This window comes from Marinobacter sp. S6332, assembly GCF_023016045.1.
GTDB lineage: Bacteria > Pseudomonadota > Gammaproteobacteria > Pseudomonadales > Oleiphilaceae > Marinobacter.
This window is the reverse complement of record NZ_JALKAP010000003.1, coordinates 274,030-297,115: the sequence shown is the minus strand read 5'-3', so window position 1 is coordinate 297,115 and position 23,086 is coordinate 274,030. Positions and strand designations below refer to the sequence as shown.

Genomic DNA, 23,086 nt, shown 5'->3' with positions numbered 1-23,086 from the left:
AGCATGGTTATGACAGAGCAGAACCCCATCGTTATTATCGGGACCGGTTTGGCGGGGTATTCTCTCGCGCGAGAAATTCGCAAGCAGGATAAGGGTGTGCGGATTGTGATGGTAACCGCTGATGATGGCGTCAGCTACTCCAAGCCCATGCTGTCGACGGGTTTTACCAAAGGCAAAGATGCTGATGGTCTGGCTCAGGCGGCTACTGATGCCATGGCGGAGCAACTGAACCTGGAGTTGCGCACTTTTACCACCGTTACCGGCATAGATACCGATGGCCATAGGTTGCTGCTGGGTGACGAAAGCCTGCTTTACAGCAAACTGGTGCTGGCATGGGGCGCAGATGTTATTCGCCTGACCATTCCGGGTGATGGGCAAGAGCGTGTATTCCCGATAAACGATCTGGAAGACTACCGGGTGTTCCGGAAAGCCTTAAGGCCGGGGAGTCGCGTGGCTATTATGGGGGCCGGGCTTATTGGTTGTGAGTTTGCGAATGATCTGCGCAATGGCGGTTATGAAGTAGAGGTGATCGCACCATCCGATGCGGTTATGCCAAGCCTATTGCCTCCGGTTGCCGCCAATGCTGTGCAGAAAGAGCTGGAGTCGCTGGGCGTGCGCTTCCATCTTGAAACTGTGGTTGAGCGGGTTGAACCGACGGGAGAGGGGGTAACCTTGCTCCTCGCCAACGGTGAAACCTTACAGGCGGACCTTGTGATTTCCGCAGTCGGGCTGCGGCCTCGAACGCAGCTGGCCCGTGCCGCCGGAATCGATACTGGTCGTGGAATCACGGTCAACAGATTACTGGAGACCTCGGCCCCGGATGTTTATGCGCTGGGTGATTGCGCGGAGGTAGACGGACACGTATTGCTTTATGTGCTGCCTTTGATGGCTTGCGCCCGCGCTTTGGCAAAAACCCTGACCGGAGCGCCCACAGAGGTGACATACGGTACCATGCCTGTAATGATCAAAACTCCCTGTTGTCCAGCTGCGGTGTGCCCGCCGCCTTCAAACGCTGAGGGAACTTGGGAAACCGAACAGGATGGCACCCACGTAAAAACCTTGTTCAAGAATGCCAGCGGCGAGGTTTTAGGCTTTGCGGTTACTGGCCGCTTTGCGCTGGAAAAACAGGCGTTGTCTAAAGTTGTACCGCCTATTCACGCTTGAATATCCGGCGGCTGCCAGCATTTCTCTATTCTGCTTAACTGGTTCAGCCCGCCCGCACTGTGCAAGCAGATGCGGGCAGGGGCGATTTTTCGTTGCGGATGGAACCTGCTTAGGGTAGAAACTCTTCGTGTGCTAACGAATCAACAGGAGCAGGCATGCTTGATGTTACAAAGAAACTGGTGGAGTTGCTGTATCTGGAGCCAGCTGGCGAAGACCATTATCGCGGCGACAGCCAGGACTTAGGATTTCCCCATGTGTTTGGAGGGCAAGTCCTCGGGCAGGCTTTGATGGCGGCCAGTCATACAGTTGAGGACCGCCTCTGCCACTCTTTGCATGCTTATTTTCTTCGCCCCGGCAACAAGCATATGCCCATCGATTATGAAGTTCAGCGGGTGCGCGATGGCCGCAGCTTTGCAGTTCGCCGGGTTATCGCCCGACAAGATGGTAAGGAAATTCTGACGGGAACTATGTCGTTTCATGCCCCTGAAGAAGGCTTTGAGCATCAGGTAGACATGCCCGACGCACCAGATCCGGACACCCTGCGGTCTGAGCAGGAATGGGGCAAGCTCATTGCGGCACAAGCGCCGGAGAAATTGCGGGATATCATGACCCGCGACCGTCCCATTGAAATCCGCCCTGTGAACCCGGTGAATCCGTTTGCGCCGGAGAAACGCCCGCCGCACAAACAAAACTGGATCCGGGCGCTGGGACCATTACCGGATGACCCGGTCTTGCACCGTTGCCTACTTATATATGCTTCAGACTTTTCGTTTCTGGGAACCTCGCTTAGCCCCCATGGCGTTTCTTTTATGAACAAAGGGTTGCAGGCTGCAAGTTTGGATCATGCCATCTGGTTCCATCGGGATTTTCGCATGGAGGATTGGCTACTTTATGACAAGGATAGCCCGAGTGCTTCTTCGGGGCGTGGGTTCAATCGTGGCAATTTTTTCAATGAAAAAGGTGTTCTTGTGGCGTCCACAACGCAAGAAGCGTTGATTCGCCTGCGCTAACGCCCGCTGTCATCCCGAACTGTGTTGGGTAGCATCGGCGTCGTGCCACTCTGCAAGCCAGGTAAGCATTTGTTCAAATGGGAGCGGTCGGCTCAGCAGGTAGCCCTGAATCATATCGCACCCCATCCCTTTTAATAGGTTGGCAGTTGCTTCATCTTCCACACCTTCGGCTACAACACGGTAGCCAAGGCTGTGGCACATGTCGATGGTGGTTTGAACGATCACCCGGTCCGCCTCTCCGGTGGCCAAGTCTGTGATAAGCGATCGATCGATTTTAATCTCGCTGGCGGGCAACTGTTTGATATAGGAAAGCGACGAGTAGCCCGAGCCAAAATCGTCAATAGAAATCGGAATGCCAGCGCTCGCCAATGAGTTGAGCGCCTTTAGCGCGTTAACCGGATCCTGCATCATGGATGTTTCCGTCACTTCAAAGGTAATGGCTCCTTGATGCTGGATGTTGGCACTTGTTAGCCGTTTTACGAACAGCGGGAAATCTTGCTCCCTGAGATTGTTCGGCGAGATGTTCACTGAAAGGTCCAGTTGATAGCCGTGCTCAAGGAAGCGGCTGCGGAGTTGTAGCGACTGCTCCAGTACCCATCGGGTCAACGGCTTAATAAGCCCGGTTTGCTCGGCAAGAAGGATGATCTCATCCGCAGGAATGGGGTGCTCCCTCCCGGGCCAGCGAATGAGCGCCTCCATGCTAGAAATTCTTCCGGTTTTGCAATCCAGCTTGGGCTGCAGGTGAAGAGCAAGGCCGCCACTCGCCAGTGCTTGCTGTAACTCGGACACCATCGTAAGTCGGCTAGCGCTGTAGGAGTCTCTGGAAGGGTCGTAATAGGCTATTCCACGCTCATGGGCACGCTCGGAACTCTCCGCGATGGCCGCCTTGCGAATCAAGGATGTGGCATCTGCGCCATGGGCTGGCGAAACCGCAACGCCTAGCTGGGCATTAAGCGGGATTTGCATTCCAAGGTAATCAACCGGGCTGCGGATAGCGTCCAATTTGCGCAGTGTTACTTTGGGGACCTGCTCTGCTACGTTGGCATCCACCACGCAGGCAAAGGTCTCCGGGTCCAGCGAGGCGAGAAAAAAGTTGCGACCGTTGTGCTGGCCTAAAGAAATAATACCCGGCATCTCGCGAACCGTTGCATTCAGGCTTTTTGAAGCCAACTCGAGAATACGGTCACTGTTCTGGTGTCCCAGAGTTTTGGTAACAGACTGCAGGTTGTTCAGGTGAATGACAACAATGCCATGGCGCCTATGCGGCGATTGCAGAATCAGATCGTTTACCTGCATTTCAAAATTGGTGCGATTCGGCAGGCCGGTAAGCGAGCTGTGCAGGGCGTTCTCAATTAACTTAAGTTCGGCTGAGCGCCGGGCGGTCATGGCTTTCAGCTCCGCTTCTCGGGCTTCCACCTTTTCATGCCGCTCTTGGTAAAGGCGAGCAGCTAAGGCCAAAGCAAGCAGCATTGCTTCAAATGCTGAGCCAATCTCCATACCGTAGAAGGTAATGAAATTGTTGGGCAGCAGGCCGTACTTGTTGGCTGCCGTAATAGCGCTGCCAAGAGAGAGCGCGCTCCAAGCTAGTGTGTAATAGGCAGCTTGGGGCTTCCCCCGTATCCATTGCACCGGGCCAATTACGGTGAGTAGGAGTGCGCTTGGGATGGCGATAGCGACAGTTATGCGGATGGCGCTGCTGTAATCCAGAATGCTCGTCACCAGAGTCATGATGGCGTTTACTGTGATAAAGCCAAGCACAATGCGGTTGAGTGTGGGGGCTGTCTGTTTTAGCTTTAGAAAAGAGCGAGAGAATAATAGAGTGAATATAACGGCCACTGGAACCGTAAGTAGCATGGAGCGATTTTGAATGTCGGGGCTTTCTGGCCAAAGCAGTTGAAAGGCTGTGCCATTGAGATTGACTATCAGAAGGAGGTAGCCCGCTGTCGACAGCACGTAAAGTAGGTAAACGGGTTCTCTCAGGGCAAGAAAGACCAGCAAATTGAAGAATATAACGCTGATGAGTATGCCGTAGTATACCGCATGCAGTTGCTCCTCTACCGACGCATGCTCAAAAAACTCCTGAGTGTTCCACAGTGCCATGGGTACTTGAAGTGTTCCGCCGGTGCTAATTTTTAGAAGAATTTGCCGGTTTTCGCTGGTGTCTGGACTGAACGGAAATAAGAAGTGGCGGTTGAGAATAGGACGCTGGGAAAATGGGTAGCGATCCCCGGAAACGACGGTGTCCACAAGCTTGCCGTTATCAATGAGATAGAAGGTGACATGGTCAAGCTGGGAGTAGGCAACCTCTAATAAATCGATCCGAGGGTTGGCAGGGGCCTTAAAGCGAAACCATGCGGTATCTTGTGTATAACCGAAATTCGGGCTGCTGTTTTTAAGCGGTTGCCAGCCATCAGAGGCGGAAACTTCGGTGGGTGACAATTGTACGCCGGGCGGAATACGCAAAAATTCGACACTGAGAAACCGAAATGGCTCCGCTCCCTGACAGCTAAATGCCAAAGGCAGAAGTAGCATCAGTGCTGCCAGAATGCGAGACCATTGGTACCTTGTCACGATTCACCGCTTATTGTAGTTATCGTCTGAACCAGTATGAGCTGTAGCCGATAGCGACTCAAGTCGCTCTCATACAAATACAGCAGATACCCATTCACGCACCCAGGGTAAAGCCTCACTTTCTGGCTCCTGAGTTTCTAGCGCATCAATGCACAGGGTTTCGCCAACCTTGCGGGCGGCGGTTTCATACAGTGCTTCTTCCATCAGTTCGCCCGCGCCACAAAAAGTATCGCCATAGGAACTGTCACCCAAAACGATAATACCAAAAGGGCGGCCTGGCTGTTGTGGCAGCTGTTCACGTAAAGCGACATAAAAAGGCAAAAGATTGCTTGGAACTTCTCCCTGCCCCGTGGTGGATGTGCAGACCAGCAAAGGCGATGTGTCAAACGTTATATCGTTGAGCACCGGGTTTTCCAAAATCTTTACCGAGTAGCCTTCTGTATCTAATGTTTGTTTGATGGCTCTGGCGGTCATCAGGGCGCCTCCATAGACGCTACCCACCAGAATACGTATGTCTTTCATATCAATCCTTGTTCAATACCAAGCACAGTGCAGGGCTTTCGAGGCGCTAAATAATAACGGCAGGGCTAGCTGGTCTCAAATGTTAGGTTCGCTTTGGGTATCTGCCGTGTAGCTGCGCACTCTGGGTATAATTCTATTTCGTCCTGCTTCTTTGGCACTGTATAAATGCGCATCTGCTTGCTTAAGCATAGTTTCAATTGAGTCCACCTGAGCGACGGAACAAACGCCCGCGCTCATGGTGATTGGTAGCTCCTCACCGTGATAGCTAAAGCGATCCTGCTCGACCTCGCTGCGCAAGCGCTCAGCCAAAGTGAGGGCGGGAATCAATGAGGTGTCAGGCAATAGCAGAAGGAACTCCTCGCCACCCCAGCGAGCCGCTACATCTGTTTGGCGAATTACAGATTGTACCAGTTTGGCAAACTGCTTTAGGGCCGCATCGCCTGCGTTGTGGCCGTATTGGTCATTGATGTTCTTAAACAGGTCCAGATCAATCAGGACAATGGAAAAGTGATGCCCCGCTCGCTGGTGCCTAGAAAATTCTTCCGATAAACGGTTCAAGATGTCTCGTCGGTTGGAGAGCCCGGTGAGCTCATCGGTTTTGGCGGCATGCTCGTGGGTCAGAGCTAAATCCAGAAGTTCGTTGCGGGCCTTCAGCCTGCTTGCTTCCAGTACAAAACAGAAAATTGATTCAAACGTTAGAGTAACGAAAAAACGGATTATGAAGTCGTTTTCGTACTCCGCAAGCACGAATGGCAGGCTAGGAAACTGGAATACGATAACGGCTACCAGATAAACCAGCAGAAGAATCATGGTGCCGGTTTTTAGGTTGGTTAGGAAAAACAACAAGGGTGGGAAGACATAGAACCAGAGCGGGCCGGTGTTTCCCTCGCCACCCGAGGCGATCAGATAAGTGAAAAGCACACTGACAACAACCAGAAGGCCGGTTTTTTGCACGTCACGATTGCCCGAGCGCGCAAACCAGACCATGTTGGCCAGCACAGGCAGTATGAAGCCCCAGAGAGTTAGAGCGTGGTTGGTATGGTCTGAATGCCAAGCTTTGGCGCCAATACCTACTAAGCACAGTACCGCCGCTACGGACAGCCACGTCAATACTCGTGAAACCTGAGCCTCTTCACGTTCGCGCGCGGCCTCGTAGCCCAAGGATGTATCTTTGATCATAACGGCCCTGTTCCGTGGCTCATTGGTTTTTGCCCATTATGAATCAGACAATGGTAGGTATGCATCTATTGTGAGTGTATTGTGTGACCAAGTTGTACAGATGCACATTTGTTTCAATTTAATGGCAAAAAATTTATAGTTGCGCGCAGCACAGCGGTTCGTTCTCCATTTCGACCAAATGAGACCTTTTCTGTTATGGCCCGTTCAAGCGGATTTCTGGATACCCTTCTCACCAGCGACTCTACCGAGCGATACCGGATAGGCTTCAGCCTGCTATTCCTGCTGGGCGTTTGGCTCGTTGTTGGGGCCTTCAGCGAAGGTATGCCCAATAGCACGCTGCTAATGGCTGCTGCGGTTATCGGCGGCTATATGGCTATTAATATAGGTGCTAATGATGTTGCCAACAATGTTGGCCCCGCCGTTGGCTCCGGAGCCCTGTCTTTGGGTGCAGCGGTTATTCTCGCTGGCATTTTTGAGTCGGCGGGGGCGCTGATTGCTGGAGGCGATGTGGTCTCTACTATCAAAGGGGGGATCATCGATCCCACAAGCCTGGAAGATGGCCGAGCCTTTGTTTGGCTGATGACAGCCGCACTGCTGGCTGGTGCGCTTTGGTTAAATCTTGCGACCTGGATGGGCGCGCCGGTGTCTACTACCCACTCGATTGTGGGTGGTGTGCTCGGGGCGGGCATTGCTGCGGGCGGCTGGGGCATTGCTGATTGGGGCGTAATGGCCAAAATTGCTGGCAGTTGGGTTATTTCGCCGGTTCTTGGTGGTGCCTTGGCAGCCCTACTGCTGTACATAATCAATAAAACGGTTTTGTACCGTAAAAACGTAATACCCGCAGCTCGCACGTTTGTGCCCTGGCTTGTAGCAATCATGGCCTGGGCCTTCGGTACCTACCTGATGATCAAGGGTGTAAAGAAGATCATCAAGGTGGACTTTCTTGAAGCCTCACTTGTTGGTCTTGCCGCTGCCGTTATTGCTTTTTTCATTGTTCGCACTTTGGCGTCCCGTCGAGCGGCTACTATGGAAAACAGTGCGGGTGGCGTGAACACACTGTTCACTTGGCCGCTGATATTCGCGGCTGCTCTGTTGAGCTTCGCTCATGGCGCAAACGATGTAGCCAACGCCATTGGTCCGCTGGCGGCAATTAACGATGCACTATCCAACGGCGCGATAGTGACCGCTTCAAGCATCCCCTTGTGGGTGATGATGATTGGCGCTCTGGGTTTGACCGTCGGCCTTATGTTGTTTGGCCCTCGATTAATCAAAACCGTCGGCAGCGAAATTACCGAACTGGATAAAACCCGCGCCTTCTGTATTGCTCTGTCGGCAGCATTGACCGTGATTCTTGCTTCGCAACTAGGCTTGCCTGTTAGCTCTACCCACATTGCTATTGGCGGCGTGTTCGGTGTTGGCTTCCTGCGCGAATACCTGAAATCTAACTATGCGACCCAACTGCATAAGATCATGGAAGAGCGTGATGAAGACGATCAGGAACTGCTCAAGCCGTTCTTGGACGATTTCCGTAACGCCTCCGTTGAGGAAATGGAAAAGCTGCTAAAACGGGCCAAGAAAAAGAAGCATGTGCCTCTGACCAAGTCAGATCGCAAGCGCCTCAAAAAGATCTACAAAGAAGAAATGGTTAAGCGGTCACACCTTGTGCGCATCGCGGCAGCCTGGATCATCACGGTGCCTGCATCGGCAATTATGGCGGCTATTCTGTTTTTCACCTTGCGCGGACTTTTTGTATAAGGTGCTGGCTGGTTGTAATGCACGGGTTTGGTCATACTGTACGTCTACCGAAGGAGCAGCATGCTCCCAAGAACTTATTTGCCCGGAGGGTGAGTTATGAGTACGCCAATTGAAAGCCGTCAGGCTAGGGTGATTGATGAGCTGCGCGTCTTCATCAAGAAGGTACTGAGCGATCCGACCATCGCTGTAAAGTCCATCGATATTGCCCGAAAGTACCGATCTGAGCCAGGCTCCGACGAGCTGATTGCGCGGGAAATCAGCGCTAACACCACCATTCGTATTCCGGAGAAGTGGAGCGAAGCGGATCGAATGTTTTTGGAGATTATTGACGAAGTGCTGGATGACGAAGAGGCTTTGTACTGAGTCAGGCTTCGGTGGAGCAAGCGGGACGGCGCGGTTTCAGAAACACGCTGTGAATACCTCCCTGTACGCTCGGCTCCGCCATCCATGGCTCCGCACGGTTTCTGAAACTGCGCCGCCCCGCTCACCGAATCTTTTGAGTTTGCCTTCTTTAGGCGTGCTTTAGGCCTTGCCCGTGCTGATTAAGCACCGCATCCGCCATTTGGTGCAGTATTCCTATTTCGTCCTGAATGCCTTCCTCCCCTGAAAGCTCTCTTTGCTCTTCCAGAATGTCCGCCAATATTTTTGGCGTGGTCAGGGGGTTCGCCAGAACCACCCGGAAAACAATGCACGGGAAGTTATAGTAACGAGCAGGCTCCAAACGGGTTCTTGAAACGAAAGCCTTGCCACGCTCCCGTTGGGTTTTCTGGATAAATTTAGTGATTCTGTTCAGGCAGGCGTTAAGTTTTTCCGCCTGCAGGGGGTCTGCCAGAGCCAAGGCTTGCTGCACGTTTTCCGGGCAATAGCGGTAAGTAAGAATGTTAAGTTCCGGCCGGGTAACCAGTTCAAAATCCGGCTGGGCTGAAATCATATCAGCGAATGTCGCCGCTTTTTCGATACCCTGATCAATTAGTATCTCGTAGCCCTCTCTGGCCAGAATTTTCAGGCCGGAATGAATCAGCATAGACATGCCGGGGCGTGAGCCTTCCAAAGTAGTGGTGCCGAGATCACGAGAGCCCTTGCGGATGATGTATTGGGCGTGATGCTCAACGGCATTGGCCAAGCTAGGGTCTTTGAACACGACCAGCCCAACGCCCATCGGCACATATAACTGTTTGTGGGCATCGAAGGTAACGGAGTCTGCCTTCTCTATACCACGCAACAAGTGTCGGTAGGTTCTGGAGAACAGTGTAGGCCCGCCCCAGGCTGCATCCACGTGGAAGTGGGCGCCGAATTCCCGGGCGGTATCTGCCATGGCGTCCAGCGGGTCAACGTTACCGGTCTCGGTCGTGCCCGCAACGCCGCAGATCGCTAATATTTTGATTTTTTGCTTCTGCAGTTCCAGACACTTGTCGCGCAACGCATCGGTTTGAATTCGGTTATTGTCGTCGGTGTCCACTGCCACCAGCGACTCGCGGCCAAGGCCTAGTACATCCGCTGCTTTCCCTAGAGAGTAGTGCCCACGGCGCGATACGACGATGGCAGCGCCTTCGTAACCGTAATACTTGAGCGCGCGAAACAAGCCTTCCTGATGCAACCCGCGGAAGCTGCCCTCAGCCGGGAACGCCCGATTGCGAGCTACCCAGAGTGCGGTCAAATTGGCAACGGTTCCGCCAGAACACATGGCGCCAAGAGCGTAGCGAGGGTCGTGCATCCATTTCCGGTAAAAAGCACCGTCCTCTTCGTAAACCAGCCTGTGAATCATGCCAAGAACCTGACGCTCCATGGGGGTAAACGCTTTGGAGGTTTCGGTTTTTACCAGATTTTGGTTCAGGGCAATCATGATCTTCGACAGCGGCAACATAAAGTAGGGCAGCGCTGAGGTCATGTGGCCTATAAAGGCTGGAGATGCTGTGTGAACGGAGTTGGCAACCAGTTTGTCGAGCAGGAACTGGGCCTGCTCCGAAACGAACACGGGTTTTTCCGGAATAGCGTAGTCCGAGAAGTTTTTCTCGACGTCTGCAAGATCCCGTTCAACGGCAACGATATGCTCTTGCAGGAAGCCTGCAAGGTTGCTGGAAATATTCTGGTCAATACGGCTAAGCGTAGATTCCGGTGCCTCTGGCACAGTGAACACGCGATACATGGCCTCGATCGAAGCCTGAGCCGTTTTTTTCTTACCGGTCATAGATACCACACACAATCAGTGGTCATCCGCAGGGTCGGTTCCGGATACCCGACGGATACAGCCGGGATTTGTTCCGGCATTGGTTACTTGTCGCCTGTTGTTTACAGGCACGCTGGCATCCCTGAGGTGGCGTAGTATACGGGCTGCTTTGATGTTGTGCCACAGAGCTTTTTTAGAGGACTTCGCGATGGATGTCGAGAATTGCGGCGTTGATTTTTCACGTGTGTGCCACAGATAGCCGTCAGCCCGTCGGCATTTTCAAAAAAGTTGGTTTAAAGTTTGCGCGCTAGAATTCTAGGATGAACGCGGAGTTATCAATACAAGGAGTGTATATGTGTCCAAATCCAACTAATCATATAAATCATGCCCGTGAATTGGCGGAAGAGCGTCATATACGTACAAGCCTGAATGAGCAACTTGCTGTTAATCGAATCGATGTTTACGTCTTGAGCGCGCGTGAGCTTACAGATGTCTGGGTTAAGGCCCAGAGAGAAGCAAGTTACTATTTCGGTACCGCTCGCGGTAACCTTGATTTTATTCGTCGCTTAAGGGGTTCTGGTATTGGGTCGGGTGGCTGGTGATGGCTACTACTAATGACTCAAGACCTCCCATAAACCGCCCCGTTGCGTTGTGGACTGGAGTGGTTCTGTCAGTTATGGGTGTTGGGCTGACAGCCTTGTCCGTTTGGGTCCTTTGGCTAAATCATAGGGATTATGTTCAAGCTATTCAAACCGGCGTAGCTATTTTTCTGGAAGATACGGGAATTACAGCTTTGTATCTTGCACCGATCACCTATTTAGGCCTCGCACTATTGGGTGTGTGTGGGATTATTGTTGCGATCCGAGGTAAGGGATTCATAAAATCCGTCGGTGGAAATTTAAATAAAGCAGTATCATTGTTAATTATTACCGGCCTTTTCGGGATGTTTTTTGGCTCTTATGTCTCGAATAAACTGTGGGCTGAGCACTTCGAGAGTCAGGGATATTTGGAGTGTTCGCAACCATTCAGAATGACCAGCAAATGGTTCACAGCAGTGTGGGTTGATTCGATATCGTTGTGTGACGATAGAAGAGTTCTGAAGATGTTTGGTTCCGGAAAGCGCATTTCGTATATCAATAGCGTTATTGAGGAAAGCCGACATTAAGAGCCTGCAGCCGTGAGGGTTTTGGCTAGGTTTGGGTGCGGTTAAATTATTTCCCTGTGGACATCGAGTATCGCCGCGTCGATTTTTTCTTCGATGGCTTTCTCTACTTGGTCCAAACGCTGGGTGATCAGCTGCGAGGATGTGCCAAGTGCCGCAATGGTCCAAGTTGCACAATCCAGGGCTTCTAGATCGGCGGTTTCTGCTACGGCTAAGTCGGGTTCTTTACCCCATATGGCGCGCAGTGGGGTGAAGACTTTGCGCTTGGCTTTGAGGTCTTCGCAGCCGTAGAGTTGGAAGTGTAGGGTGAGTACGCCTACGTGGGGTGTTATCGCGGCATGTTGTTGAGGTGCATTGCCTTCTTTGAGTAATTTTCTCAGTGTTTCAGACATGGCTCTTCCGATTTGGGTGTAGAAACCGGCGAGGGCAGACTGCCCAAAACACGCTCCTTGCGGCACATCCCTATGGCGCTTGAGCTCTGCCATCCTTGGCTCCGCACAGTTTTGAACAGCCTTCCATCCGCCGATTCGCGAATAACTCAGGTGAAGTCCATAAGCGTCTATCCGCTCTAATGGACGGTGCCCTAGCCTACTACAGGCGTAGCCCTCTTGATAATAGCCGCGGCATCGGTGCCGGAAGGTAGGTTGCCGTAGTTCATACCGCCGTTGGACTCCAGTCGGGAGGCGCAGAAGGCGTCTGCTACGGCTTTGTCGCCGTTCCGAAGCAGCAAGGATGCCTGCATGGCTAAGGCCATTCTGTCTACCAGATTGCGGGCGCGGTATTGGAAGTCGCTGATGTCGGCGAAGTCGTTTTGCAACTGCGCTAGGAACTGGTCAAAGCGGCGGTCTGCGCCTTTGGCTTCGGCGGCTTCGTGGAAGAAGGCGTCGAGGGTTTCCGGTTCTTTTTGGATGGCGCGCAGAGTATCCAGACACTGGACGTTGCCGCTGCCTTCCCAGATGGCGTTCACCGGGGATTCGCGGAACAGGCGGGGCATGATGCAGTCTTCCATTACGCCGCTGCCACCGATGCATTCCATGGATTCGTAGGCGTGGTTGGGTGTGCGTTTGCAGATCCAGTATTTGCCGACGGGTGTGGCCAAACGAGCTAACAAGCGTTCATGTTCCTGATCTTGGTTATCCAAAGCGCGGGCGATTCGCAGGGTGTAGGCGAGGGCGGCTTCGTTTTCCAGAGCCAAATCTGCAAGCACGTTTTGCATTAGCGGTTGGTCGCTTAAACGGCTGCCGAAGGCGCTCCTGTGGCGGCAATGATGCGTTGCCTGAGCGACGGCTTGACGCATGCCGGCAGAGCTGCCGATCATGCAGTCGAAGCGGGTCATGGCGACCATTTCTATAATGGTGGGTACGCCCCGGCCTTCTTCACCAATCATCCAAGCCAGCGCGCCGCGCAGCTCTACCTCACTGGAAGCGTTGGCAACGTTGCCCATTTTGTTTTTCAGGCGCTGGATCTGCCAAGGATTTTTGGTGCCGTCCGGGCGCCAGCGCGGCATCAAGAAGCAGGATAGGCCGCCAGAGGTCTGCGCTAGTACCAAAAAGGCATCACACATCGGGGCGGAGACAAACCACTTGTGACCGACTAATTCATAGGCCTGGCCCGGCCCTTTGCTTCCTATAGGATAAGCGAGAGTGCTGTTGGCGCGCACGTCGCTGCCGCCTTGTTTTTCTGTCATCGCCATGCCAATGGTTACAGAGCTCTTTTCTGTGTCTGGAACGTTGCGGGCGTCGTAGCTGTTAGCGAGTACACGGGATTCCCAAAGGGCCGCCAGCTCAGGTTGCTTACGGATAGAAGGAATTGCTGCAAACGTCATGGTAACCGGGCAGCAGTGCGCGGCTTCTACTTGCGAGTGCATGTAATACTTGGCAGCGCGAGTTACATGCGCGCCTTTGCCCGGGCTTGTCCATGGGCTACTGTGCAGGCCGTTTTCAAAGGCGATGCTCATCAGCTCGTGGTACGAAGGGTGAAAGTCTACTTCGTCGATACGGTGGCCAAAACGGTCGTGGGTGTTGAATTCCGGTTTGTTGTTATTGGCTCTAAAACCTAGGTCGATGGTTGCCGCATTGCCGGTAAGCGCGCCAAACGTCTTTAGGTCGCTTTGCGCATTCCCTGCACCCTCGCGTTTTACCGCTTCTTGAAGCGCAACATCTTCATCGTAAAGATTGTAGTTTTCTAACGCTGGCGGCTGATTGAGGACTTCATGGGTGACCGCCAAGTAACGGTCGCCCTGATCTTCTGAAGCTGTTTGGTGCTTGGGTTGCGGGGTGTTCATAGCTACCTCCTGGTGCCGGTCAACCCCTGTATACAAAAGCGGATGATGGTGTTGACCAGCGGGTCGTTGTTATCAGTTTCGTTTGTAGTTGCCTGCTCGTTCTGGGTTGGCGACAAAGGGCCCACCAAACTTTCTGCAATCGCGCCAACCAAGCATGTACTGCTCTGGCGGGCGTTTTGGTCCGGAATGCAACCTTCTGTGATGCCTTCTCGAATCGCTTGTTCAAATAAGTCTGCATAGGCCTTTCGATACGCTAGCCGCTCTTCTTCAACTTTCGGATCTACCGGTTCAGCAATAAGCGACCAGGCCATAACAGGACCTTTCAATGCGCGCTCGGCAAACTGTTGCAAGGCTTTTTCCAGCCGATCTATTGCGCTACCCGGTATTGCCAGCGCTTCCACTACTTTGTCTATTTCGCGCTGAGTGGCCACGCGGAATATTTCGGCAAACAAGTCTTCTTTTGACTCGAAATGACGATAAATTGACCCTGTAGCTACACCTGCTAGCTGAGCAATACGCGTAATCTTTGCATTGCGAAAACCTCCCTCCGCAACGCATTGATAGGTGCACTCAGCGATACGCTGACGCGCGGCGGCTTTGCGCAGTCGCATCTTTTCAGTTTCACGATAAGCCATTTCGGGCCTCTGCAATTAGTGAATTTTGATTCATTCTTTGCCTTTATGCAAATACATATTTTCACTTCGTATTTTGGCTTTTGTATTCAATAGCTTATTGCATGTTACAAATATTTACGAAAATTGTATTGTCAAATAATAGCGCTGTCATGAAAAGCAGATTATAAAGACGCCAAGACGTTGCTGCAGTAGCGGCTGGTCGAGACGGAGCGTGGCATTTCCTACGGGTATATCACGCTTGTAACACTGTTTTCGTTGATGGAGAGAGCCATGAGTGAGTTCGACGAAAGCAATTTGGAACAAACCGGGAGCTGGGCGAGTGCGAGTAATGAAGTCGACGACACTCATTCGATCGCAGGCAGGGCACGGGTGCGGGAGCAACTGCAGCAAGATATTGACGCATTCCTGAGCCAAGGCGGCACCATTCAGGAAGTTGAGACATCTTTCCGCGTTAGCTCTCCTCGTAAGGTGGATACCGGCTTTAACAACCGGGCTCTTTGAGTATCGCCTTTGCAGGCCGGGGTATGTACCTTGGCCTGTTTTTGCGGTCGGTCTCGGTCAAACGCCTCATTTCCCTCTATCATTGCCCGTGCAAAGTGTCTAAATCCCTCGCTATGGGGTTTTAGTCAAGCCACCCACGGCCGGACCCATCCATTATCATGAAACCTGCTTCCAGACTCTCCTTTATCGTTCCTGTGATCATAGCAGTTGTGATCGCACTCTGGTTGCTTGCTGATGGTGCTCAGAACCAGCCCGCATCTGCTCGTCACGATGACAAGTCAGAAGATGTAAAAACCAAGAGCGCCGACTTTTCCGAAGCTCGCCAGCTTCCGCCTTCTAAACTGGTTGCCGAGGCCTCCGAGGTAGATGTTTCGGATTTGCCAGCGTCTCTGGCCGGCACCTCGGAACCGGGTGGTTGGGCCATAACGGATCGTTTTGGCAACCTTATCCCTACAAGCGAGTTACGGCAGCTGTTCGAATATTACCTGTCGGCTTTGGGCGAGGAGTCCCTGTCGCAACTCGTGGCGAGAATCCGGCTTGCCCTTTCGGCATTGGATGAGCCTGCAAGAGGGCAGGCGCTTGATACCCTTGGCCGTTATCTGGACTACAAGCTGGCGCTATCAGACTTGGAAGCTGCATACGGAGAAACCGGGGCCTCTGGCACGGGAGAAATGGAGCGGCGAATGTTGGAAATTCAGGCTTTACGCAGGACTTGGTTGGATGCAGATACAGCAGAGGCATTCTTCGCAGATGAAGAGGCGATAGACCGCTTCCAGCTAAAAAAGCGAAGCCTCAGCAGGGACAGCAGCCTAACCGACGAGCAGCGTGAAGAAGCTCTTGCAGAAGCTGAAATGGCGTTACCTGAGCCTATGCGGCGGGCCCGACAGCAGACTCGTAAGTTTGCCCGCTATGAGCAGGTGAGGGAGGCGATGGCCAACGACCCAGAAGCATTGCGGGCCTGGCGGCGCCAAGAATTCGGCGATGAAGCCGCCCGAAGATTGGAAAATCTGGATGCAGAGCAAAAGGATTGGAACAGGCGGTGGCAGTCTTATGCCAAGGAGCGCGATGCCTTGAAGGCCTCGGGCCTGGCAGAGCCGGAGCGCGAAGAGGGCATGAGCCAGTTGCGCGAAAAGTATTTCAGCGAGACTGAGCGCATTCGCGCCAAGGCGTTGGATTCTATTCAGTAGCTTGTTAGTAGCCTGCAACCAAAGCCCCCTGAGGTGTATGATGGTGCAAACGGTGCCCTTGAGGCGCCCGGATTTTCGGTTTAACTCGTTGTCGTGCCACTCAGGAGGTTTTCCGTGCCTTTATCAACACCCCGGACTTTTCCCGCTACCCGTTTGCGTCGCAATCGCGCCAGTGATTTTTCTCGCCGATTGGTGAAGGAAAATCAGCTCACGCCGGATAACCTGATTTATCCGGTATTTGTGCTTGAAGGTGAAAGGCAGCGCGAGCAAGTGCCATCAATGCCGGGTGTCGATCGCCTCAGCATTGATTTATTGGTTGAGCAAGCGGCAGAGCTGGTAGAGCTCGGTATTCCTGCAATAGCTCTATTCCCTGTGGTTGCGGCGGACAAAAAGAACTTGTCCGGCTCCGGTGCCTGGGACTCGGATGGCCTAGCACAACGTGCTGTGCGAGCGCTAAAAAAAGCGTATCCCGAATTGGGTGTTATCACAGACGTAGCGCTGGACCCATTCACCACCCATGGTCAGGATGGCATCATCGATAATGACGGCTACGTACTGAACGATGTCACCGTTGAAGCGCTGGTAAATCAAGCGCTGTCCCACGCCGATGCCGGTGCGGATGTTGTTGCTCCTTCCGATATGATGGATGGCCGTGTTGCCTCCATCCGCGAAGCTCTGGAGTCTGCAGGGCATGTGAATACCCGCATTTTGGCTTATTCAGCGAAGTACGCATCTGCTTATTACGGCCCCTTCCGGGACGCAGTCGGCTCTGCCGCAAACCTCGGCAAAAGCAACAAGTCGACCTACCAAATGGATCCGGCCAACAGCAATGAAGCAATTCATGAAGTGATGATGGATCTTGCTGAAGGCGCAGACATGGTAATGATCAAACCCGGCATGCCGTATCTAGATATAGTGCACCGGGTGAAAACCGAACTGCAGGTGCCAACCTTCGTATATCAAGTTAGTGGTGAATACGCGATGCACATGGCAGCGGAACAAAATGGTTGGCTTGATGGTGATGCCGTCGTTATGGAAAGTTTGATGTCTATGCGCCGTGCTGGCGCAGACGGAATCCTGACTTATTTTGCTGTGCGAGCGGCCCGCCTGATGCGGGATCAAAGGCGCTAGAACCGCTGCTGGACTATCCACCGCCGGACCCTCCTCCGCAAAGAGGTGGCCAGTGGTAAATCAGACAGGAACTGAAAGCCATGAGAACGGAAATCGCCAAAAATCTGACCGCGGGAGGGGAGCAAAGCGTGCCCGCTCCGATAGAAATTCCGCCGGTGGGTGAAGTGATCAACTTGGACGCCAGTGAAAACTACTTCAACCGAGAACTGAGCCAGCTTCAGTTCAATTATCGGGTGTTGAAGCAGGCGCTTGATACCACCCATCCGCTGATTAACCGGCTGATTTTTTGCTGCATTTTCAGCAGCAACATGGATGAGTTCTTCGAGATACGGGTAGCTGGTTTGCGTCAGCAAATTAAGTACGGCCGGGAAACTCTGGGCGCTGACGGCATCATGCCTGAACAAGCACTGAGTGAGATTAGCCGTGTTGCTCATGAGTACATTGATGAGCAGTACGACATTCTGAACCATGTGCTGATTCCCGAGATGGAAAAGCAGAATATTCACTTTGTGCGGCGCCGGGAATGGACGCCAGAGCAGGCAGAGTGGGTGCGCAACTATTTCGAGGATGAAATTCTACCTGTGGTGAGCCCTATAGGGTTGGACCCGTCGCACCCGTTTCCCCGGCTGGTGAACAAGAGCTTAAACTTTATTGTTGAGCTTGATGGCAAGGACGCGTTTGGCCGTGAAACCGGGATGGCCATTGTGCCAGCGCCGCGCTCACTGCCAAGGCTGGTGCGCCTGCCGGACGACGTCTGTAGCGGCGGTGAAAATCTGGTGTTTTTGTCGTCAATGATTCACGCCCACACCGACGAACTCTTCCCGGGCATGGAGGTTAAGGGTTGCTATCAATTCCGGCTAACCCGCAACGCCGACTTGGAACTGGAAGACGATCTTGAAGATTTGGCGTCGGCTCTGCGCGGCGAATTACTCAGCCGTCGTTTTGGTGATGGAGTACGGCTGGAAGTGGCGGATAACTGTCCACAGGAGTTAGTGCAGTTCCTGTTAACAGAATTCGGCCTTGGGCAACGAGATCTTTATCAGGTAAACGGGCCGGTCAACCTCACAAGGTTGATGGCCGTGACCGGCTTGGTTGATCGCCCAGACCTACTGTATTCCAGCTTTTCGCCCACCATACCGCGGCAGATTCGCAGCAAAGAAACATTGTTCGACGCCATTCGAAAACGACCGATATTGTTGCACCATCCGTTTCAGAATTTCAGCCCGGTAGTGGACTTTCTGCGTCAGGCCGCGAAGGACCCGCAGGTGTTGGCAATTCGTCAAACGCTCTATCGCACGGGCGCCAATTCGGAGATTGTTGAAGCTTTGGCAGATGCCGCGAGGCGGGGCAAGGAAGTAACGGCGGTTGTTGAGCTGAGGGCACGATTTAGTGAGGCTGAAAATCTGGAGCTGGCAAGCCGGTTGCAGGAAGCCGGTGTGATCGTGGTGTACGGCGTTGTGGGGTACAAAACTCACGCCAAGATGATTCTTATTGTACGCCGGGAGGAAGGTCGCCTACGTCGTTATGTGCATTTGGGAACGGGCAACTACCATGCGGTCAACGCGCGCTTGTATACCGATTACAGCTACATGACCTGTGACGAATCCATTGGTGATGACGTCAATAAGCTGTTCCAGCAGCTAACCGGTATGGGCAAGGCCTTAAAGATTAAAAAGCTGTTCCATGCGCCGTTCACGCTCCACAAACGATTACTTAGTCTTATTGAGCGTGAAACAGAGCTCGGTGAAAAAGGGCGCATCATTATCAAGATCAATGCCCTCACCGAAATTCAACTTATTAAGGCGCTGTATCGGGCCTCTCAGGCCGGGGTGCAGGTAGACTTGATAGTGCGTGGTATTTGCAGCATCAGGCCCCAAGTTCCGGGGCTTTCGGATAACATTCGTGTGCGCTCCATTGTGGGGCGGTTTCTGGAGCATACCCGCGCCTACTATTTTGGTAACGAGGGTAAGCCAGACGTTTACTGCTCCAGCGCGGATTGTATGGAGCGCAACTTGTTAAGCCGGGTTGAAACTGCCTTCCCTATAGAAGATCCGGAGCTGATAGCGCGGGTAAAGGAAGACTTGGATACCTATCTTGCAGACAACTGTCAGTCCTGGATGTTGCAGCCGGATGGTGGCTACATTCAGAACCAGCCAGCCGAGGGTGAGGAACGAGTGGCCTCACAGGTGGTGCTGTTGGAACGCCTGACTGGCAAAACCTGACATTTTCAAACGGAGAGAGTTCTTGAAAGCAAAATGGATTATTGCCGGTGCGGGGGTACTGGTTGTCGCAGGTGCAATGCCGTGGGTCGTGGGTTATGTAACCGAGCAACAGTGGCAGCAGGTTAACCATGAGCTGAATCAGTCGCAGCCGTTTTTACAGATGCAAACGGAAGACTACCGCAGGGGTTTTCTTAGCTCGAACTTGAACGGCGCTATAACTGTGTTTAATCCCGAAACCGGCGACACTCGCCGTATAGAGTATCGGGCCGATGTAACCCATGGCATTACCGGTAGCTTTATGGATTTTGTGCCAGTTGACGGCTGGGCGCCTGAAGGCGCTGACTGGTTTCAAGAGCGACCAAGGCTAACCCTCGAAACGCGCCTTTGGGGTGTTGCCATACTGGAGTTGGAGGCACCGGCCATTGCGATCAACAACCCTGATAGCGGCGAGTCGCTTAGAACCAGTGGTGGTGTTGCGCGTATTGAAATCAGTGATACTGGATCTCAAGCGGAGGCGCTGATTGTATGGCCGCAACTTAGCCTCTCCAGCCCTGAGATGAGTGTTCGGGTTAATGGGTTCCGTGTAGAGCAGAGCATGGCCCATCTGGAAGGGGACGTTTGGACAGGAAGCATGGAGGCGTCCATAGATTCTGTTGCTTTAACGTCTCCCGAAATGTCGCCGCTAACCATAGAGGGTGTCTTTGCCCATAGCAGCACCGAGGCAAAACGTGACGGACAGCGCCTAGATTCGAAAATGACGATTGAGGCGGAGAAGGTTCTGTTTGAAGACGAGGTTTACGGCCCGCATAAACTGGCATTCGCACTCGAAAATCTGGACGTAACGAGTTGGAACATGCTGGCTTCAAGCATGACGGAACTGCAAAGTTTGACCTTGGCGCCTACTTCCAGCGGCCCTGAAATGTTTGAGCAACAGATGGCGGCCATGGGGCAAGTTAATACGGCTATGCGCGATCTGGCGGCTGCAGGGTTTTCCGTGGGCTTCTCCGAGCTGACTCTGGATACACCTGAGGGCGAGGTAACGGGCCATGCAATTATTCGCCACCCGGAACTCACAGCAGATGAGAAAGCAGGAATGCTGTTGGTGATGCAGCAGCTCACCGGGGACATGAGTTTGAGCGTGCCTACTGTGCTGGTAGATGACTACCCAGCGGTGCGCTTGCAACTTGCGCCGCTTGTTAAGCAGGGCTTATTGGTGCCCGATGGCGACAGGTTGGTGCTGGCGGCGAAGTTGAACGACATGATGGTCGAGGTTAACGGTCAGAAAATTCCGTTGCCGCCGCTGCTCTAAAGTAGCATCAAGTAAGCAAAAAGCCCCTGCTTGGGGCTTTTTGCTAATACGGCTTTAGGCTTAAGCCTCTCTGAATTTCTCTTTCAAGGCAGCTTCTACCACCGGGTCAACAAACTCAGATACATCTCCGCTTAACGAGGCGATTTCGCGGATAAGGCTGGAGGAAATATAGGACAGGTGGTTAGACGGTGTTAAAAATACGCTTTCCAACTCCGGTGCCAAGCGACGGTTCATATCTGCAAGTTGAAATTCATATTCGAAATCGGAGACGGCCCGCAGGCCACGAAGTATCACTGTGGCGCCTTGGTCACGAACAAAATCGGCGAGTAAATAGCTAAAGCCTGTCACGCTGACATTTGGGATGCCGGTGGTTGCTTGCCGCACCAACTCGCAGCGCTCTTCCAGATCAAATAATGGCTGTTTCTTCGAGTTATAGGCAACGGCTACCACAACCTCATCAAACATACGGCTGGCACGTTTTATAAGATCTGTGTGGCCGTTGGTGATGGGATCAAAGGTGCCAGGATAAATGACTTTAGGCATGCATAGCTCCTTGTTTTAATAGGCACCCAGAATATCAGCATTTCAGCGCATTCTGTAGACCGGTTGGCAGCCCTCCTACGCCGATGCGTAGCGCTGAGAGCTTCCGATCGGGCGTTTTACGCTTTGAGCCTTTGGGCCAATCGCGTGCTGTTTCGTGCAGCCAAGGCATACACAGACAGTTGTGGATTTGCGCCAATGCTGGTGGGGAAAATCGAGGCGTCATGTACGCTGAGGTTGTTAACCTGATGGTGCTCGCCAAACCCATTGACCACCGATTCTTTCGGGTTGCTTCCCATACCGCAACCGCCCATCTGGTGAGCAGTGAACAAACGAACCCGGTGGGGTTTCATGGAAAATCCATCGATGGCCGCTTTGGCATCAGCCCAGCTGGAGTACCAGTCAGAGTCCAAATGCATCAAGCGCACTTTTTTGGCGCCGGCGGCGAATTGGATTTCCGCCATGGTGTAGAACGCGTTGCGCAGCCCCTTCCAAAGATAATCGCTGACCGGGTAATCCAGCATTGGGCTGCCGTCGTCTCGCAGAGATACTGTGCCGCCGGTGCTGTTTTCGTGAAAACCGTCCCGCACCAATGCGATAACCGACTGCATCCAGGGTAAACCAGCCAGATTTTTGGCCTGTTCGTCGCCATGCCCTGGCACAACACCGGCAGACATGGCAGGGTGCAGCGGTGGTACCTCCAACTTGTAGCCTGCGTCGCCATCTACGCCGTTGCGGAAGTTGAACTCGTCGGAATAAACCGACTGCGGCGCACCGTAAAACGGATCTACCAATTTCGGCATTTGTGCAACGCTGGCGTTCACCGGGTGAATAAATGACCGTTTTCCAACTCGCTCGTAGGGGTCGGGCAGTTTGGAGCGCAGCAGTAGGCCGGGTGAGCCTATCGCACTGGCGGCAACCACAAAGTGCTTGGCTTTAAGCGTAACCGTTATGTTGGTGGGAGTGATCCCGTCGCTGGCCATTGCTGTGGCTTGCAAGGCGTCAATTTTGTCCTGTTTCATTACCAGCCGCTCGGCGCGCAGCCCGTGGTACAGGGTGGCATTATTATCCAGCGCACCGGGAATGGTGGTCATTAATGCACCCTGTTTGGCGTTGGTTGGGCAACCCACCCCACAATAACCCAGATTCCAGCAGCCTTTGACGTTACGCGGGATCACCTGCCAGCTAAAGCCCAGTTTCTCGCAGCCTTGGCGCAATATGTCGTTATTAAGGTTGGGCGCCATTTCCCAAGGTGACATGGAGTGCCGTGTTTCACGGCCCTCAAACCAAGGTGCCATAGCCGCCGGGCTCAGTGCCTCTAGGCCAAATTGCCTGGCCCAGTAGTTGAGCGTTGCATCCGGGGTGCGAAAACTGCTGGTCCAGTTGACCGTTGTCGAGCCGCCTACGCAGCGGCCTTGCAAAATCGCAATGGCACCGTCTTTAGTCGTGCGGCTCATGCCCTCCTGATAGAGATTGGCATAGGACGTAAGTTCGTCCATTTTGAAGTCTTTTTGGTAATACAGGCGGCCCTCTTCCACCAAAATAACGGAGAGGCCGCTCTTGGCGAGAATTTCTGCGGTGGTTCCGCCACCTGCGCCCGTACCTACAATAACCACATCCGCTTCTGCCGTGTGATTATCGGTTAGCCTAGCGCCGTCGATGACTTTCCAGCCGGATTCCAGACCCTGAGCAATGCGATCGTTGAACGACATGATTGGTGGTTTCCCTTTAATAAAAATAACAGCGG

At 53.1% G+C, this 23,086-nt stretch carries 20 protein-coding genes; 11 read left to right on the top strand and 9 right to left on the bottom strand.

Going from position 1 to position 23,086, the window contains the following annotated elements; translation table 11 throughout:
- Window positions 1-9 precede the first annotated feature (9 nt).
- Together MWU62_RS06105 and MWU62_RS06100 are read left to right on the top strand one after the other, a co-directional pair.
- Window positions 10-1,164, top strand: coding sequence for an FAD-dependent oxidoreductase (locus tag MWU62_RS06105; RefSeq protein ID WP_247114014.1), 1,155 nt, complete (start codon window positions 10-12; stop codon window positions 1,162-1,164).
- A 155-nt stretch (window positions 1,165-1,319) separates the two neighbouring features.
- A complete protein-coding gene (locus tag MWU62_RS06100; protein ID WP_247114013.1) occupies window positions 1,320-2,174 on the top strand; it encodes an acyl-CoA thioesterase II in 855 nt (284 codons plus the stop codon).
- 9 nt (window positions 2,175-2,183) lie between these two features.
- On the opposite strand, the gene MWU62_RS06095 is transcribed toward MWU62_RS06100, so the two are convergent.
- The 3 genes from MWU62_RS06095 to MWU62_RS06085 form a co-directional block, all read right to left on the bottom strand.
- Window positions 2,184-4,745, bottom strand: a complete 2,562-nt coding sequence (locus MWU62_RS06095) for an EAL domain-containing protein (RefSeq protein WP_348645627.1) — start codon at window positions 4,743-4,745, stop codon at window positions 2,184-2,186.
- A gap of 69 nt (window positions 4,746-4,814) precedes the next feature.
- Window positions 4,815-5,267, bottom strand: a complete 453-nt coding sequence (locus MWU62_RS06090) for a flavodoxin (protein WP_247114012.1) — start codon at window positions 5,265-5,267, stop codon at window positions 4,815-4,817.
- A 75-nt stretch (window positions 5,268-5,342) separates the two neighbouring features.
- Window positions 5,343-6,446: a GGDEF domain-containing protein gene (locus MWU62_RS06085; protein ID WP_247114011.1), complete on the bottom strand. Its 1,104-nt coding sequence runs from the start codon at window positions 6,444-6,446 to the stop codon at window positions 5,343-5,345.
- A gap of 195 nt (window positions 6,447-6,641) precedes the next feature.
- Between MWU62_RS06085 and MWU62_RS06080 the strand changes: the two genes are divergently transcribed.
- The gene (locus MWU62_RS06080) at window positions 6,642-8,201 is read left to right on the top strand and encodes an inorganic phosphate transporter (RefSeq protein ID WP_247114010.1); all 1,560 of its coding nucleotides are present in this window, start codon (window positions 6,642-6,644) and stop codon (window positions 8,199-8,201) included.
- A 96-nt stretch (window positions 8,202-8,297) separates the two neighbouring features.
- Window positions 8,298-8,564, top strand: coding sequence for a hypothetical protein (locus tag MWU62_RS06075; protein WP_200362292.1), 267 nt, complete (start codon window positions 8,298-8,300; stop codon window positions 8,562-8,564).
- A 148-nt stretch (window positions 8,565-8,712) separates the two neighbouring features.
- Here the strand turns inward: MWU62_RS06075 and panP are convergent, their stop codons facing one another.
- Entirely contained in the window at window positions 8,713-10,389 is a 1,677-nt protein-coding gene (panP, locus tag MWU62_RS06070) for a pyridoxal-dependent aspartate 1-decarboxylase PanP (RefSeq protein ID WP_200362290.1), read from the bottom strand.
- 332 nt (window positions 10,390-10,721) lie between these two features.
- On the opposite strand from panP, the gene MWU62_RS06065 reads away from it, so the two are divergent.
- A complete protein-coding gene (locus MWU62_RS06065; protein WP_247114009.1) occupies window positions 10,722-10,970 on the top strand; it encodes a hypothetical protein in 249 nt (82 codons plus the stop codon).
- Window positions 10,970-11,533 (top strand): hypothetical protein, encoded by a 564-nt coding sequence (locus tag MWU62_RS06060; protein WP_247114008.1) that lies wholly within the window; start codon window positions 10,970-10,972, stop codon window positions 11,531-11,533. The genes MWU62_RS06065 and MWU62_RS06060 overlap by 1 nt, the downstream gene beginning before the upstream one ends.
- Window positions 11,534-11,574: 41 nt before the next feature.
- On the opposite strand, the gene MWU62_RS06055 is transcribed toward MWU62_RS06060, so the two are convergent.
- From MWU62_RS06055 to MWU62_RS06045, 3 genes are all read right to left on the bottom strand, one after another.
- Window positions 11,575-12,015, bottom strand: coding sequence for a DUF503 domain-containing protein (locus MWU62_RS06055; RefSeq protein WP_247114007.1), 441 nt, complete (start codon window positions 12,013-12,015; stop codon window positions 11,575-11,577).
- Between the two features lie 98 nt (window positions 12,016-12,113).
- The gene (locus MWU62_RS06050) at window positions 12,114-13,814 is read right to left on the bottom strand and encodes an acyl-CoA dehydrogenase family protein (protein ID WP_247114006.1); all 1,701 of its coding nucleotides are present in this window, start codon (window positions 13,812-13,814) and stop codon (window positions 12,114-12,116) included.
- A gap of 2 nt (window positions 13,815-13,816) precedes the next feature.
- Window positions 13,817-14,449 (bottom strand): TetR/AcrR family transcriptional regulator, encoded by a 633-nt coding sequence (locus MWU62_RS06045; RefSeq protein WP_247114005.1) that lies wholly within the window; start codon window positions 14,447-14,449, stop codon window positions 13,817-13,819.
- Between the two features lie 270 nt (window positions 14,450-14,719).
- On the opposite strand from MWU62_RS06045, the gene MWU62_RS06040 reads away from it, so the two are divergent.
- From MWU62_RS06040 to MWU62_RS06020, 5 genes are all read left to right on the top strand, one after another.
- On the top strand, window positions 14,720-14,950 hold the full coding sequence (locus MWU62_RS06040; RefSeq protein WP_247114004.1) for a hypothetical protein: 231 nt from the start codon (window positions 14,720-14,722) through the stop codon (window positions 14,948-14,950).
- 158 nt (window positions 14,951-15,108) lie between these two features.
- Entirely contained in the window at window positions 15,109-16,137 is a 1,029-nt protein-coding gene (locus tag MWU62_RS06035) for a lipase secretion chaperone (protein WP_247114003.1), read from the top strand.
- Window positions 16,138-16,251: 114 nt separating this feature from the next.
- The gene (hemB, locus tag MWU62_RS06030) at window positions 16,252-17,268 is read left to right on the top strand and encodes a porphobilinogen synthase (RefSeq protein WP_247114002.1); all 1,017 of its coding nucleotides are present in this window, start codon (window positions 16,252-16,254) and stop codon (window positions 17,266-17,268) included.
- A gap of 80 nt (window positions 17,269-17,348) precedes the next feature.
- Window positions 17,349-19,490 carry a polyphosphate kinase 1 gene (gene ppk1 / locus MWU62_RS06025; RefSeq protein ID WP_247114001.1) on the top strand — a complete coding sequence of 714 codons (2,142 nt, stop codon included), beginning with the start codon at window positions 17,349-17,351 and terminating at the stop codon, window positions 19,488-19,490.
- Between the two features lie 22 nt (window positions 19,491-19,512).
- Window positions 19,513-20,799: a DUF945 family protein gene (locus tag MWU62_RS06020; protein ID WP_247114000.1), complete on the top strand. Its 1,287-nt coding sequence runs from the start codon at window positions 19,513-19,515 to the stop codon at window positions 20,797-20,799.
- 60 nt (window positions 20,800-20,859) lie between these two features.
- Here the strand turns inward: MWU62_RS06020 and coaD are convergent, their stop codons facing one another.
- Window positions 20,860-21,342 carry a pantetheine-phosphate adenylyltransferase gene (gene coaD, locus MWU62_RS06015; RefSeq protein WP_200362267.1) on the bottom strand — a complete coding sequence of 161 codons (483 nt, stop codon included), beginning with the start codon at window positions 21,340-21,342 and terminating at the stop codon, window positions 20,860-20,862.
- Between the two features lie 116 nt (window positions 21,343-21,458).
- Window positions 21,459-23,051, bottom strand: coding sequence for a GMC family oxidoreductase (locus MWU62_RS06010; protein ID WP_247113999.1), 1,593 nt, complete (start codon window positions 23,049-23,051; stop codon window positions 21,459-21,461).
- Window positions 23,052-23,086: the final 35 nt, after the last annotated feature.